The 14,629-nt window shown below is 68.8% G+C and carries 12 protein-coding genes; 5 read left to right on the top strand and 7 right to left on the bottom strand.

The window, feature by feature from the left end; translation table 11 throughout:
* Positions 1 to 42 precede the first annotated feature (42 nt).
* Positions 43 to 2,361, bottom strand: coding sequence for a ribonuclease R (gene rnr / locus ABLE93_RS05540; RefSeq protein ID WP_348839324.1), 2,319 nt, complete (start codon positions 2,359 to 2,361; stop codon positions 43 to 45).
* A gap of 294 nt (positions 2,362 to 2,655) precedes the next feature.
* Between rnr and ABLE93_RS05535 the strand changes: the two genes are divergently transcribed.
* Positions 2,656 to 3,609, top strand: coding sequence for a hypothetical protein (locus tag ABLE93_RS05535; protein WP_348838527.1), 954 nt, complete (start codon positions 2,656 to 2,658; stop codon positions 3,607 to 3,609).
* Here ABLE93_RS05535 and ABLE93_RS05530 read toward each other — a convergent pair.
* Positions 3,606 to 3,959, bottom strand: a complete 354-nt coding sequence (locus ABLE93_RS05530) for a hypothetical protein (RefSeq protein WP_348838526.1) — start codon at positions 3,957 to 3,959, stop codon at positions 3,606 to 3,608. The genes ABLE93_RS05535 and ABLE93_RS05530 overlap by 4 nt on opposite strands.
* 186 nt (positions 3,960 to 4,145) lie before the next feature.
* Here ABLE93_RS05530 and purB point away from each other — a divergent pair, with 186 nt between their 5' ends.
* A complete protein-coding gene (gene purB, locus ABLE93_RS05525; RefSeq protein ID WP_348838525.1) occupies positions 4,146 to 5,453 on the top strand; it encodes an adenylosuccinate lyase in 1,308 nt (435 codons plus the stop codon).
* A 426-nt stretch (positions 5,454 to 5,879) separates the two neighbouring features.
* On the opposite strand, the gene ABLE93_RS05520 is transcribed toward purB, so the two are convergent.
* The 3 genes from ABLE93_RS05520 to ABLE93_RS05510 form a co-directional block, all read right to left on the bottom strand.
* Complete coding sequence (locus tag ABLE93_RS05520; protein ID WP_348838524.1) at positions 5,880 to 7,151, bottom strand: lytic murein transglycosylase; 1,272 nt, start codon at positions 7,149 to 7,151, stop codon at positions 5,880 to 5,882.
* 16 nt (positions 7,152 to 7,167) lie between these two features.
* Entirely contained in the window at positions 7,168 to 8,028 is an 861-nt protein-coding gene (gene murI, locus ABLE93_RS05515) for a glutamate racemase (protein ID WP_510182992.1), read from the bottom strand.
* Positions 8,029 to 8,274: 246 nt separating this feature from the next.
* Positions 8,275 to 8,412, bottom strand: coding sequence for a hypothetical protein (locus tag ABLE93_RS05510; RefSeq protein ID WP_348838523.1), 138 nt, complete (start codon positions 8,410 to 8,412; stop codon positions 8,275 to 8,277).
* Between the two features lie 270 nt (positions 8,413 to 8,682).
* Between ABLE93_RS05510 and ABLE93_RS05505 the strand changes: the two genes are divergently transcribed.
* Positions 8,683 to 9,036 carry a winged helix-turn-helix domain-containing protein gene (locus ABLE93_RS05505; RefSeq protein ID WP_348838522.1) on the top strand — a complete coding sequence of 118 codons (354 nt, stop codon included), beginning with the start codon at positions 8,683 to 8,685 and terminating at the stop codon, positions 9,034 to 9,036.
* Here ABLE93_RS05505 and ccmB read toward each other — a convergent pair whose 3' ends face one another.
* Positions 9,037 to 9,705, bottom strand: coding sequence for a heme exporter protein CcmB (ccmB, locus tag ABLE93_RS05500; RefSeq protein WP_348839322.1), 669 nt, complete (start codon positions 9,703 to 9,705; stop codon positions 9,037 to 9,039). It abuts the gene before it with no gap.
* Between the two features lie 172 nt (positions 9,706 to 9,877).
* A complete protein-coding gene (gene ccmA, locus ABLE93_RS05495; protein ID WP_348838521.1) occupies positions 9,878 to 10,492 on the bottom strand; it encodes a heme ABC exporter ATP-binding protein CcmA in 615 nt (204 codons plus the stop codon).
* Positions 10,493 to 10,668: 176 nt separating this feature from the next.
* Here ccmA and acnA point away from each other — a divergent pair, with 176 nt between their 5' ends.
* Complete coding sequence (gene acnA / locus ABLE93_RS05490) at positions 10,669 to 13,365, top strand: aconitate hydratase AcnA (RefSeq protein ID WP_348838520.1); 2,697 nt, start codon at positions 10,669 to 10,671, stop codon at positions 13,363 to 13,365.
* Between the two features lie 203 nt (positions 13,366 to 13,568).
* The gene (locus tag ABLE93_RS05485; protein ID WP_348838518.1) at positions 13,569 to 14,300 is read left to right on the top strand and encodes a DUF1223 domain-containing protein; all 732 of its coding nucleotides are present in this window, start codon (positions 13,569 to 13,571) and stop codon (positions 14,298 to 14,300) included.
* Positions 14,301 to 14,629: the final 329 nt, after the last annotated feature.

Genomic DNA, 14,629 nt, shown 5'->3' with positions numbered 1-14,629 from the left:
GTCGCAACCTTTCAGACGCCCAGCCGCGCGGCGGGCTTGATCCTACTTGCCCGGCCGTCCGCCAGGCTTGCCCTTTCCGGACCGGTTCCAGCCCGCCGGGCCCTTGGGCGGACCGCTGCGGCCCGGGCCTGCCGCCCGGCCCGCGGCACCACCCCGCCGCAAGGGTCCGGGGCGGCCGCGCGGACCCTTTACATAGGAGCCTTCGCTCAGAAGCTCAAACCGGAGCGCGCCGGCCACCGGCGCCGCCTCCACCAGCCTCACCTCCACCCGGTCGCCGATGCGGTGCATCTCGCCGGTGCGGTCGCCCACCAGCGCCTGCCGGGTCTCGTCGAAGCGGTAATAGTCCTGCCCGAGGGTTGAGGCAGGAATGAAGCCGTCGGCGCCGGTGACGTCGAGCGCGACGAAGAGTCCCGCCTTGGTCGCCCCGGTGACGCGGCCGTTGAAGGTCGCGCCGATCTGATCCGCGAGGTGATGGGCGATGAGGCGGTCCACCGTCTCGCGTTCGGCCGCCATGGCTCGACGTTCCGTAACGGAAATGGCGGCCGCCACCTCGCCGAGGCTCTCCACCGTCGCCTCCTCGGGCAGCCCGTCCTTGCCGAGGGCGAGGGCCCGCACCAGGGCGCGATGTACCACGAGGTCGGCATAGCGGCGGATGGGCGAGGTGAAATGGGCGTAGCGGCGCAGGTTGAGGCCAAAGTGGCCGTAATTCTCCGCCGCATACTCCGCCTGACTCTGGCTGCGCAGGATCACCTGGTTTACCAGCGGCGCGGAGTCCGTGTCCTTCACCTCGGCGAGGATCCGGTTGAAATGGGCCGGGCGCACCTGGTCGATCTTCGGCAGGGCAATGTCGAGGGTCTTGAGGAAGTCGCGCAGGTTGGAGAGCTTGGCCAGCGTCGGACCGTCATGGACGCGGTAGATGAGCGGGGTGCGCCGCTCTTCCAGCGTCTCGGCGGCGGCGACGTTGGCGAGGATCATGAACTCCTCGATCAGCCGGTGCGCGTCGAGGCGTTCCGGCACCACCACCCGGTCCACCGTGCCGTCGGGCTTCAGCAGGATCTTCCGCTCCGGCAAGTCGAGGTCCAAAGGCTGGCGGGCGTCCCGCGCCTTCTTCACGCAGGCATAGGCGGCATAGAGGGGCTTCAGTACGCCCTCGAGCACCGGGTCGGTCACGTCATCGGTGCGGCCCTCGATGGCATTCTGGGCCTGGGCATAGGCGAGCTTGGCCGCCGAGCGCATGAGGATACGGTGGAAGCTGTGGGAGCGCTTGCGCCCGTCGGCGCCGATGAGCATGCGCACCGCCAGCGCCGGCCGGTCCTCCTTCGGGCGCAGCGAGCACAAATCGTTGGAGATGCGCTCGGGCAGCATGGGCACGACGCGGTCAGGGAAATACACCGAATTGCCGCGGATGAGCGCCTCGCGGTCCAGCGCCGAGCCGGGCCGCACATAGGCCGACACGTCGGCGATGGCGACCGTGACGATGAAGCCGCCGTCGCCGTCGGCCACGGCGTGGACGGCGTCGTCATGGTCCTTGGCGTCGGGCGGGTCGATGGTGACGAGCGGCAGGTCGCGCCAGTCCTCGCGGCCGCGCACGGTGATCTTCTTCGCCGCCTCCGCCTCCTTCAGCACCGCCTCCGGAAAGACGTTGGGAATGGAGTGGGCGTGGATGGCGATGAGGCTCACAGCCTTCTCAGACTTCAGCGAGCCCAGCCGCTCCTTCACCCGCGCGGTGGGAAGGCCAAAGACCCGCTGGCGCATCAGCTCCACGGTGACGAGGTCACCGTCCTCGGCGTCCTGCTCGGCGCCCGGAGGCACCTGGAGTTCGCGGCCGAGCTGCTTCTTGTCGATGGGGATGATCCGGCCTCCGCCCTTCTGGGGCGAGCCGGGCGGCGCGGCGCGGAAGATGCCCATGGCCTGCCGGCGGGCCTTCTCCAGCACCTTGATGACGCGGCCCACATGCGGCACCGCATGCTCGATGGAGCCTTCCACGATGCGCAGCAGCACCCGGTCCGACAGGCCGGGCGCGGGACCCGATGTGCGGCGCGACCCGCCGCGCGGCACCTGCACGAGGATGTGCGGCGCCTCGCCCTGCGCCTCCGTATCCCATTCCACCGGCACCGCGATGAACTCGCCGTCGGCGTCGCGCGAGACGATGTCGGCGAGCACCACCCCGGGCAGCGCGCCGGGCACATGCAGGCGCTTGCGCTCGCGGCTGACCGTGCCCTCCTCGGCGAGGTCGCGCAGCAGCGCCTTCAGCTCGATCTTCTGGGCGGCGTCGAGGCCGAAGGCCCGCGCGATCTCGCGCTTTCCCACCTCGCCGCTCTGGGAGGCGATGAAGGCCAGCACCTGATCCTTCGTCGGCATGGCGCCGGTGGCGTGACGGGCGACGACGAGGGCCTCGGCCTGGGCATGGCGCGCCGCCGCCTCCTTGCGGGCGGCCCGCGACTTGGTCGCGCGCGGGGCTCGCGCAGGCGTTTTGTCGCCCGTCTGGGCCGCCTTTGACTTGGAGGGGCGCTGGGGAGGCTTGGTGGGGCGCTTCGGCAAGGGGTCCGTCCGGTTTCCCGTGGACGCTACCCGGAACGCGGCCCCGGGGCTAGAGAGCCGGCCGCGCGCCAGCCTTTCCTCCCGCCCTGCGAGCGGCTAGAAGGCGCATCTCCGATGCCGTTCCCCCTCGCCTCCTCCCTGCCCGCCCGGGCCCTCGCCGCGCTCGGCCGCCGCAGTGCGCCGGCGGTTGCCGCGAGCGTGTTCGTCGGCCTCGCCTTGCCGCAACTCGCCGCGCTGGCGAAACCGCTGGTGGTGCCGACCATTCTGGCGCTGCTGGTGCTCGCCTTCGTGCGCATTTCCCTCGCCGGGGCCTTCACCACCCGGCGCGCGGGGGTGGCGGCGCTTGCGATCGGCTGGATCATGGTGGCTCTGCCGCTGGCGTTGGGACTAGTCCTGCGGTTCCTCGGCGAAGCGGGTGCCGTGCCCCTCGCGCTGGTGATGCAGGCGTCGGCGCCGCCCATCATGTCCGCGCCGGCCTTCGCGCTGCTGCTCGGCCTCGATCCGCGTCTGGTGCTGGTGGCGATGCTGGGCGGAATGGCGCTCACCCCGCTGACCGCACCGGCGCTGGTGTTCCATTTCTCCGGCGGCGCGCTGGCCATTGATCCGCTGGCGCTGGCGCTGCGCCTTGCCGCGGTGGTCGGCGGCACCATGGGCGCGGGCCTGCTCGTGCGGCGCTTGCTCGGCGTTCCGCGCGTCGCCGCCATGGGCGCCCATCTCGATGGCGCCAACGTGCTGCTGCTCGGCCTGCTCGCTGTGGGGCTCATGGACGGCGTGACCGAAGCCTTCTTGTCGGAGCCGGCCTTCATGGGCGGGCTGATGGCGCTGGCCTTCGCCGTCTCGCTGCTCGGCTTCGGCCTGACGGCGCTGGTGTTCCGCGCCGTCGATCCGGGCGATGCGCTGATGCTGGGCTTTGCCGGCGGCCACCGCAACGTCGCGGTGCTGATCGCCGCCACCGGCGCCACGCTGCCGCCAGAGGCCTGGCTCTACGTGGCCGCCTCCCAGTTTCCCATCTACCTGCTGCCGGTGGTGCTGCTGCCCCTGGCGCGGCGGATCCGAACGCGCGCCTAGCGCCGCCCGCCCAGGGGCGTGAGCAGTCCGGCCAGCGCCCCCACGGAGGCCGACGCCAGCGCCACTATTCCGTCCGGGATCGCCACCTGCAGGTTCGCGCCGTTGCCGAACTGAAAGATGGTGTAGATCGAGATGCCGGCGATGGACACCACCGACAGGATCACGCTCAGTCCAAGCATCTGGACCACCGTCTTGTAGACATTGGCATCCAGCACCATGCCACGGCTTTCGAGGAGCCTCTGCTCTTCGGAATCGGCGGTTGCAACCGCCTCGGCCGCGAGCGTCTTGAGCTGGCCGGGATCGGCCTTCAGGCGATCGGCCGCCTGCGGATCGGTGGCGAGGGTTTCCACAAGCTGGTCCGCAAAAACGCTGGCAGACCGCAACGGTGTGAGTGCCATCTTATGCCCCCATAAGTTGAATATTGCGATGATGCACCATTTTGGTGGCCTCGCAAGACCCTGACCCGCGCGGCTACCCGGCGCCCCCCGCATCTGCTAGACGAGCCGCCTGCCCTACATTTTCACGAGCGCTTGCCCATGATCCCGCGTTACAGCCGGCCGGAAATGGCCTCCATCTGGTCCCCCGAGGCCCGCTTCCGCATCTGGTTCGAGATCGAGGCCCATGCCGCCGACGCCATGGCGGAGTTGGGGATCGTGCCCAAGGAGGCCGCGGCCAAGATCTGGGAGCTGGGCGGCAAGGCCGAGTTCGACGTGGAGCGCATCGACGCCATCGAGCGCGAGGTGAAGCATGACGTCATCGCCTTCCTCACCCACCTCGCCGAGTTCGTGGGGCCGGAGGCGCGCTTCGTCCATCAGGGCATGACCTCGTCCGACGTGCTGGACACCTGCCTTGCCGTGCAGCTCGCGCGGGCGGCGGACCTGCTGATCGCCGACGTGGACAAGCTCTTGGGCGTGCTGGAGCGCCGGGCGTTCGAGTTCAAGCTGACGCCCACGGTGGGCCGCTCCCACGGCATCCACGCCGAGCCCACCACCTTCGGCGTGAAGCTCGCCATCGCCGCCGCCGAATTCCAGCGTTCGCGCGCCCGCCTCGTGGCAGCGCGGGAGGAGATCGCCACCTGCGCCATCTCCGGCGCGGTGGGCACCTTCGCCCATATCGACCCGGCGGTTGAGGCCCATGTGGCGCAGAAGATGGGGCTGAAGGTGGAGACCGTCTCCACCCAGGTCATCCCGCGCGACCGGCACGCCATGTTCTTCGCCGTGCTCGGCGTGGTCGCCTCCTCGGTGGAGCGGCTCGCCATCGAGGTGCGGCATCTCCAGCGCACCGAGGTGCTCGAGGCGGAGGAGTATTTCTCCCCCGAGCAGAAGGGCTCCTCGGCCATGCCCCACAAGCGCAACCCGGTGCTCACGGAGAACCTCACCGGCCTTGCCCGCATGGTGCGCGCCTATGTGACGCCGGCGCTGGAGAATGTGGCCCTGTGGCACGAGCGGGACATCTCCCACTCCTCCGTCGAGCGCATGATCGGCCCCGACTCGACCGTGACCCTGGACTTCGCCCTCTCCCGCCTTACCGGCGTGATGGACAAGCTCGTTGTCCACACCGACAACATGCAGAAGAACATGGACAAGCTGGGCGGCCTCATCCACTCCCAGCGCGTGCTCCTCGCCCTCACCCAGAAGGGCGCCAGCCGCGAGGACAGCTACCGCCTCGTGCAGCGCAACGCCATGCGGGTCTGGCGCGGCGAAGGCGACTTCCGCACCTTCCTCTTGGAAGACGCTGACGTGCGGAAGTATTTGTCCGAGGACGACATCAACGAGAAGTTCGATCTCGGCTACCACTTCAAGAACGTGGACAACATCTTCAAGCGGGTGTTCGGCCGGGCCTGAGGCGAAGGCCGGCGTGGCGCACCGGCGCAGCGCTCCGGCCATTCCTCCCGCCATTCCCGCCGTCGTGCTCCGGCTTGACCGGAGCACCCGTCTCCCCGCCCCGAACCACGGCCCCGTCGTGACATGGGCCCTCCGGTCAAGCCGGAGGGCGACGGCGGTTTGGGATGGGGGAGGCGGGGAATCGCGGTTTTAGGGCGTGACAGGTAGGTTTGGTGTGACGGCGGAGCGCTGTTCACGCTCCTCCCGCCGTCGTGCTCCGGCTCGACCGGAGCACCCATCTCCCCGCCCCTGCCGTGCCATGGACCCTCCGGTCAAGCCGGAGGGCGACGTTGGTTTGGGATGAGGGAGGCGGGGTGCTGCGGTTGCCGAGGTGACCGGCTCGCGAGGCGCGCTTGCTCGCGCCGTTCGCGGAGCGCGGATCCTCCGCTATCGTCCCTGCCGCAGCGCGCTGAGGACGGCGAGGGAGGCGTAGCCGTCGGCAGGGTCGATGCCGGCCTTCTGCTGGAAGGCGCGCACGGCGCGCATGGTGTCGGCGCCGACGCGCCCGTCCGTGCCGCCGGTGTCGAAGCCGGCGGCGGTGAGGCGCTGCTGGATCTCCTGGATCTCCGAGATGGTCAGCGCCCGCTCGCCGCCGGGCCAGGAGGCGACGAACGGCCCCTCCCCCATCACCCGGTCGCCCAGATGCACCACGGCTAGCGCGTAGTTGGACGAGGGATTGTAGGAGCGCACCGCATAGAAATTGTGGAGCAGCAGCAGCGCCGGACCACCGGCGCCGCCCGGCAGCCACAGGCGCGCCGGCTCGTCGTAGCCCGACAGGGACTGCCCTTCGATGGTGGTGATGCCGAGCTCGCCCCACTGGGACAGCGGGCGGCGGCTCTTGTTGTCGGCAAGGTCGGTGTTGAAATTGCCCGGCAGCTTCGCCTCGAAGCCCCATGGCTCGCCGCGGCGATATTTGCCGCGCTTCACCAGATAATTGGCGGTGCCGGCCAGGGCATCATCGGGCTTGCCGAAGGGCGAGACGCGGCCGTCGCCGTCGAAATCGACCCCCATGTTCAGCCACACCTCGGGCATCCACTGGGTGTGGCCCATGGCGCCGGCCCAGGAGCCGGTCATCTCCTGCGGCGTGCCCCATCCGCGCTCGACGATCACGAGGGCGTTGAGCAGCTCCGTCTCCCAATATTTGCGGCGGCGGGCATCGCCCCAGGCCAAGGCCGCGAGGGAGTTGAACACCGGCTTCATGTGCTTGGGATTGTCGAGCACCTCGCCATAGGCGCTCTCCATGCCCCAGTAGCCGAGCATCACCCGCCGGTCGACGCCGAATGTCTGCTCGATGCGGTCGAGAAGCCCGGAATATTGCTTCGCCTTCTGCTTGCCCGTGGCGATGCGCCAGTCGGAGACGCGGCGGTTGAGATATTGCCAGGTCTGCTCGGTGAACTCAGCCTGGTTGCGGTCCTGGGCATAGACCGAGGTGTCGGGCTTCAGGCCGCCGAAGACGCGATTGTAGGTGGCGTCGGAAATGCCGCGGGCCCGGGCGCGGGCGCGGAAGGTTTCGACCCAGCGGGGAAACGGCTGGCCCGCCTGCTGGGCGAAGGCCGGGGGAGCAAGAAGCCCCGCGCCCGCGAGGAACGAGGCGCCCGCGAGACCAAAGGTGAAGGCGCGGCGGCCGATGGCGGGGCAGGATCGGTCGTCGTGGGGCATGGCTTTCCTTGAAAGATCAGCTGGTGACGGCGAAGGGTCCGGTGGTGGCCAGCACCTCCGGCGCCGCGACCTCGCGGCCGACGATGGCGCGCACCCGCGCCGGCTCGAAGGCGCGCAGGGTGGAGAGGACCCGCACCGGCGCCGTATCGGGCGGCGCGGTGGCAGGGCCGATCAATTGCGTCACCCGCCGGGCAATGGCGGGCGCGGGGTCGATGAAAGTCACCGGCCACGGCGCGAGGACGGTGAAGCGGTCCACCAGCAGCGGATAATGGGTGCAGGCGAGGACCACCGTATCGGTGCGCCGGCCATCGGCGGAGACGAAGCAGGGCGAGATCTCGGCGGCGATGTCCGCGTCGTCCACGGGATCCCCCGCCATGGCGGCCTCGGCAAGACCGGCGAGGCGGTCGCTGGGCACGAGGGCGACGTCGCAGCCCTGGGCGAATTCACGAATGAGCGCGGCCGTATAGTCGCGCCGCACCGTGCCGGGAGTCGCCAGCACGCTCACGCGCTTGGTGCGCGAGGCCATGCACGCCGGCTTGATGGCCGGCACGGTGCCGACGAAAGGCACCACATGGCGGGACCGCAGGGTCGGCAGCGCCAGCGTCGAGATGGTGTTGCAGGCGATGACCACGAGATCGGGCGCCACAGCGCCGATGAGCCGCTCCACCACATGGGCGACCCGCTCCACCAGGACGTCGTCGGCCAGCGCGCCATAGGGAAAGGCGGCGTCATCCGCCGCATAGACGAAGCGCGCATCCGGCCGAGCCCGCGCCACCTCACGGAACACCGACAGGCCACCCACACCCGAATCGAACACGAGAATGGTGGGCGTCGGCGCCGCGCCGTGTTCGTTCGCGAGCAGGGGGTCGGGGGACAAGGGGGCGAGGGACGTCACGGCGTTGCTTTCGATGGCGGCAGCGGCAGATGCGAAGGCTTATCCTCAATGGCGCGGGCGAGATTGTGACGCCCGCACCGTAAAGGAAGCATGAGCGCCAGGCCTTTGCGCGCCCGACGCCTGCATCCACTCCGCCGCCCGCGCCCCTCCCCTCTTGGGCTACCGCCGGCGGAGCGACGAGAGAGGACCGCTTGGCATGCACAATATCTGAGCGAATATAGCTCCGACTCAGCCGGGCCGGTGCGAGGCCTCCTCCATGCAGCGTACGACATCATCGGCGAGGACCTTCTGGCCCGAGGTGGCGGTGGACGGCAGCCGCTTCCGCTTGACCTTCAGCAGGCCGGACGGCTGCAGCGCCGCCCTCAACCTGCCGTCGAACGGCCTGCGCGCCCTTGTGATGAGCCTGCCCAAGATGAGACCGGCGCAACGCGCGCGGAACCAGCTTCAACTGAGCCTTGACCCTTTTTCCCCGTTCGAAGTCCGTCAGCATGCGTGGCGTCCGAATCGGCGGCACTGGAGGCCTCGCGCCCCCGGTGCCAAATTTTTCCTGGCCGGCGACAAGGCGCGGCCGGGTTTGGTAGGGTGGTGGCGCCCTTCAGCCGGTGTTCCGGCGGGCATCGCCGGATACCCGACTCAATGGTCTCGCTCAGCGTGCGCATCGACCTCGGGCCGCATCGCATCGGCCCCGGCAAGATCGAGCTTCTGGAGAAGATCGACGCGCTCGGCTCCATCTCCGCGGCGGGCCGCGCCATGGACATGTCCTATCGCCGCGCCTGGGAGCTGGTGGAGGCGCTGAACGGCCTTTTCCCCGCGCCTCTGGTCTCCCCCCGGACCGGCGGCCGGCAGGGCGGTGGCACCGCCTTGACCGACCTCGGGCAGGCCGTGGTCGGCCATTATCGCGCCATCGAGAAGGCGGCGACCGCGGCGACGCGGTCCGAGCTTGCGGCCCTCGAAGCAGAGCTCGCGCCTGTCACCAGCGCCGCCCAATAGTCAGGCCCGCGCCGCCCGCAGCGCCGCGGCCGCGGCGACCGGCCCCAGAACCAGCGCGAACAGGGCTAGGCCCGCCAGCACACGGAAAGGCGTGCCGAAGGGCACCGGCCCCACCACAGCCGCCTGGGTGGCCGAAACGGCGAAGATCAGCACCGGAATGGCAAGGGGAATCACCAGCACCGCGATCAGCAGCCCGCCCCGCCGGAACGCGCCGGCGAAGGCCGCCCCCACGAGGCCGAGGAAGGTGACAGCGGGCGTTCCCACCAGCAGGGTCAGCACCACGGCGCCGATGGCCGCCGGCTCCAGATTGAGCATGAGCGCCAGCACAGGTGCGGCGAGCACCAACGGCAGGCCAGTGGCGAGCCAATGGGCGAGGCCCTTGGCCGCCGCCACCAGCTCCAGCGGCAGTGCGGCAAGGGACAGGGCGTCCAGCGATCCATCCTCCGCGTCGGCGGCGAACAGGCGCTCCAGCCCGATGAGGCTCGCCAGCAGCGCGCCGATCCACAGGATGGCCGGGCCGATGCGCGCGAGAAGCGCGAGGTCCGGCCCCACCGCGAACGGCACCACCGTGACTACGCTGAGGAAGAACACCACCCCGAGCCCGGCCCCTCCACCGGAACCGAGCGACAGCGCCAGATCCCGGCGAACGATGGCGAGGAAGGCGGCGATCACGGGCGGCCTCCGCGGCGATGGCTGCACGGCACATGCTGGCACCTGCCCGCCGCACCGCCTTTGAACCGTCTTGCCTTGCGAGAGAGGAGCGAGGCGAGGCGTCTCTCCCCCGCCCCCGCTCCCTTGGGGAGGGACGAGAGAAACGCGGGGGTGGGAAGCCGAACCATCGTCACGCCCCCGCCCCTCCGAGCCGCAGCTCGTCGGTCGGGCCGAGGTCGAGCGGTGCATGGGTGGCGGCGATGAGGAGCCCGCCGGCCGCCAAGTGTGCCCGGCCGAAGGCGGCGAAGCGCGCCTGCGCCTTCACGTCGAGGGCGGTGGTGGGCTCGTCCAGCACCCACACCGGGCGGCGCGAGACCAGCAGGCGGGCAATGGCGAGGCGCCGCTTCTGGCCGGCGGACAGCACCTGTGCCCGCAGCCGGCCGAGGCCGGCGAGCCCCACCTCCTCCAGCGCCTCGTCCACCGAGATGCCGGTCGGGCCGAGCACCGTGCGCCAGAAGCCGAGATTGGCGGCGACGGTCAGCGCGCCCTTCACCGCATCCTCATGGCCGAGATAATGGATGTGCTCGCCAAGGGCGGCATCGCCCGCCCCTTCCAGGCGGACGCCGCCCGCCGTGGGGGCGAGCAGGCCGGCGAGGATCCGCAGCAGCGAGGATTTGCCCGCGCCGTTGGGGCCGACGACCACCAGCGCCCGCCCTGCCGGTGCGGCAAGATTCAACCCCTCGAACAGGAGCTTGAACCCACGGCGGCAGGAGAGGTTGTCCCCCACCAGCGTCGACACTGCCATGCGTTGCCGCCCCCTGCCTTTTGGTGCATTGCACATTCGCTGCTGTTATCGCATGACCACGCTTTGAAATGGCTCTATAAAGCCCGCAGCCGCGCAGTCCAAGGTGGTGGAGACGAGACCTCCGCCGTCTCGGTCCGTGCTGTTTCGGTCGATCATCGAACCGGAGTTTTCGCGCCGTGACCTCCCTCGACAGCTTCAAGTGCCGCACCACCCTTACGGTAGACGATAAGGAATACGTCTATTACAGCCTCGAGCTGGCGGAGAAGAACGGCCTTCCAGGCGTTTCCGCTCTGCCCTTCTCCATGAAGGTGCTGCTCGAGAACCTGCTGCGTTTCGAGGACGGCCGGTCTGTCACCAAGGACGACGTGATCTCGGTCGCCGACTGGCTGAACAATCGCGGCAAGGCGGAAAAGGAAATCGCCTACCGCCCCGCCCGCGTGCTGATGCAGGACTTCACCGGCGTCCCGGCCGTGGTGGACCTTGCCGCCATGCGCGACGCCATGGTGGCGCTGGGCGGCGACCCGGAGCGGATCAACCCGCTGGTACCGGTGGATCTCGTGATCGATCACTCAGTGATCGTGAACTTCTTCGGCGACAAGTCCGCGTTCAAGAAGAACGTGGATGAGGAATACAAGCAGAACCAGGAGCGCTACCGCTTCCTGAAGTGGGGCCAGAACGCGTTCGACAACTTCCGCGTCGTCCCCCCCGGCACCGGCATCTGCCACCAGGTGAACCTCGAATACCTCGCCCAGACGGTGTGGACCCGCAAGGAAGAGATGGGCGGCAAGTCCGTCACCGTGGCCTATCCCGACACGCTGGTGGGCACCGACTCGCACACCACCATGGTCAACGGCCTGGGCGTGCTCGGCTGGGGCGTCGGCGGCATCGAGGCCGAGGCGGCCATGCTCGGCCAGCCCATCTCCATGCTGATCCCCGAGGTCATCGGCTTCAAGCTGTCTGGCAAGCTGAAGGAAGGCATCACCGCCACCGACCTGGTGCTGACCGTCACGCAGATGCTGCGCAAGAAGGGCGTGGTGGGCAAGTTCGTCGAATTCTACGGCAACGGCCTGGACCATCTCTCTCTCGCCGACCGCGCCACCATCGCCAACATGGCCCCCGAATACGGCGCCACCTGCGGCTTCTTCCCGGTGGATCGCGAAACCATCGACTATCTGGAAGAGACCGGCCGCAAGGACAGCCGCGTGGAGCTGGTGGAAAAGTATTCCAAGGCCCAGGGCATGTGGCGCAAGAAGGAGACCCCGGACCCGGTCTTCACCGACACGCTGGAGCTCGACCTCGACACCGTGCTGCCCTCCATGGCCGGCCCGAAGCGCCCGCAGGACCGCGTGCTGCTCTCCGAGAGCAAGACCGGCTTCCTCGCCGCGCTGGAAGGCGAGTTCAAGAAGCCCGGCGAGGCTGAAAAGCGCATCCCGGTCGCCGGCACCGACTACACCGTCGGCCACGGCGACGTGGTGATCGCCGCCATCACTTCCTGCACCAACACCTCCAACCCTTCGGTGCTGATCGCCGCCGGCCTCCTCGCCAAGGCGGCGGTGAAGAAGGGCCTCAAGTCCAAGCCGTGGGTGAAGACCTCGCTGGCGCCTGGCTCGCAGGTGGTGGAAGGCTATCTGAAGGCCGCCGACCTGCAGGACGACCTGGACAAGCTCGGCTTCAACCTCGTCGGCTTCGGCTGCACCACCTGCATCGGCAATTCCGGGCCGCTGCCGGAGGCCATCTCCGAGGCCATCAACAAGAACGATCTCGTGGCCGGCGCCGTGATCTCCGGCAACCGCAACTTCGAGGGCCGCGTGAACCCGGACGTGAAGGCGAACTACCTCGCCTCCCCGCCGCTGGTGGTAGCCTATGCGCTGGCCGGCTCGCTGCAGGTGGACCTCACCAGCGAGCCGCTCGGCACCGACAAGGAAGGCAAGCCGGTCTACCTCAAGGACATCTGGCCCACCAACAAGGAGGTCGCCGAATACATCCGCGAGAACGTCACCAAGAAGATGTTCAAGGAGAAGTATTCGGACGTGTTCAAGGGTGACGAGAACTGGCAGAAGATCGAGGTGCCCACCGGCCAGACCTATGCCTGGCAGGACAGCTCGACCTATGTGCAGAACCCGCCCTATTTCGTCGGAATGACCAAGGCGCCCGAGGCGGTGAAGGACATCATCGACGCGCGGATCATGGGCCTGTTCCTCGATTCCATCACCACCGACCACATCTCGCCGGCCGGCTCCATCAAGCAGGCCTCGCCCGCGGGCAAGTATCTGATCGACCATCAGGTACGGCCGGTGGACTTCAACCAGTACGGCACCCGCCGCGGCAACCATGAAGTGATGATGCGCGGCACCTTCGCCAACATCCGCATCAAGAACCAGATGGTGCCGGGCGTGGAAGGCGGCGTGACCACCCACTATCCGGACGGCGAGCAGCTGCCGATCTACGACGCGGCCATGAAGTACAAGGCCGAGGGCGTGCCGCTGGTGGTCTTCGCCGGCAAGGAATACGGCACCGGCTCCTCGCGCGACTGGGCGGCCAAGGGCACCAAGCTGCTCGGCGTGCGGGCCGTCATCGCCCAGTCCTTCGAGCGCATCCACCGCTCCAACCTCGTCGGCATGGGCATCGTGCCGCTGGTGTTCAAGGACGGCGAGAGCTGGCAGACCCTCGGCATCAAGGGCGACGAGATCGTCACGCTGAAGGGCATCGAGGGCGACCTCAAGCCGCGCCAGACCATGACCGCCGAGATCAAGTTTGCCGACGGCTCGGTGAAAAATGTCGATCTCATCTGCCGCATCGATACGCTCGACGAGCTCGACTACTTCCGCAACGGCGGCATCCTGCCCTACGTGCTGCGTTCGCTCGCGGCGTGATCCGGCGACGCGGCGTCCCGCGGGGATGCTTTGCCGCCTGACGAAGAGGTGAACACCGCCGGTCCGGCCCTTGCCGGGCCGGCGTTTTACATTTGCGGTCGGGCATATGATACCGTCCGACACCCCTTTGTGACTGGTCTGCGCCGGGCGCCTCCGGTATTTCGAAGACCGCATTCCCTGTCCCGTCTAACCCATTGCGCTCCATGAGATTGATCCGCCCCGCCCTTGCGCTCCTCGTCGCCCTCATCGCCGGTCCGGCGCTGGGGCAAAGCCAGCCGAAGGTCGTGGTGGAGCTGTTCACCAGCCAGGGCTGCGCTTCCTGTCCCCCCGCCGACGCTCTTCTCACCGAGCTGGCGCGCGATCCTCAGGTGCTCGCGCTCACGCTGGCGGTCGACTATTGGGACTATGTGGGCTGGAAGGACACGCTGGCCCTGCACGGCCACTCCATCCGCCAGAAGGCCTATGCCGACCAGCGGGCGGACAAGAAGGTCTACACCCCTCAGATGGTGATTGACGGCAAGCTCGCGGCCAAGGGCAGCGATCGGGCGGCCGTGCAACGCGCCATGATGACCGCGCGCACTGCCGGCGGCCTCGTGGTGCAGGTGGAGGCCCGGCGCGAGGGCGACGGGATTCAGATCGTCCTGCCCGCCCACGCCGCCGTCGAGGAGGGCGCGGAGCTGTGGGTCTGCCCCGTGGCGCGCAGCCAGTCCGTCTCCATCAGCCGGGGCGAGAACGTCGGACGGAACGTGACGTATGCCAATGTGGTGCGCGGCTGGCACCGCGTGGCGCGCTGGCAGGGCGAGGGCCGCAGCTTCACCGTTCCGCTGCAGGATCTGAGGCTCGATGGCGTGGATGCGGTGGCGGTGCTCGTGCAGACCGGCACCCCCGCCAGCCCCGGCCAGATCATCGGCGCGACCCTCGTCCCCTTGCGCTAAGCAGAGATCGCTCCTCGCGCCTGCCCCGTCGTCGTGCGGGCGGCGTGGCGCGCACACGGCACAAAAAAAGAGGCCATCCTTGCGGATGGCCTACATCGGGGGTCTGAAGTCGGTGCGTAGCAGTGGCCGGTTCGGATGCACCCCGGGGGGCTGGGGGGCTGGGATAGACCGGAGCGCCTCACGAACCGGCCCTGCTACGCGAAGCAATCTCGCCTTGGGCCGCGGCGTGCGATTGACCGAATTCCGGCGAGACTGTGATTTGATTGACGTTGGCGTGATAGGTATTTGGATGCAGAATAAGCGTCCTTACCAGTCGGCTACGGAAGCCC

Origin of the sequence: Xanthobacter pollutisoli (genome assembly GCF_040044995.1) — a bacterium.
In the GTDB taxonomy this organism is placed as follows: domain Bacteria; phylum Pseudomonadota; class Alphaproteobacteria; order Rhizobiales; family Xanthobacteraceae; genus Xanthobacter.
Note: the sequence above shows the minus strand (reverse complement) of the source record. Positions and strands in the feature narration are given on the sequence as shown.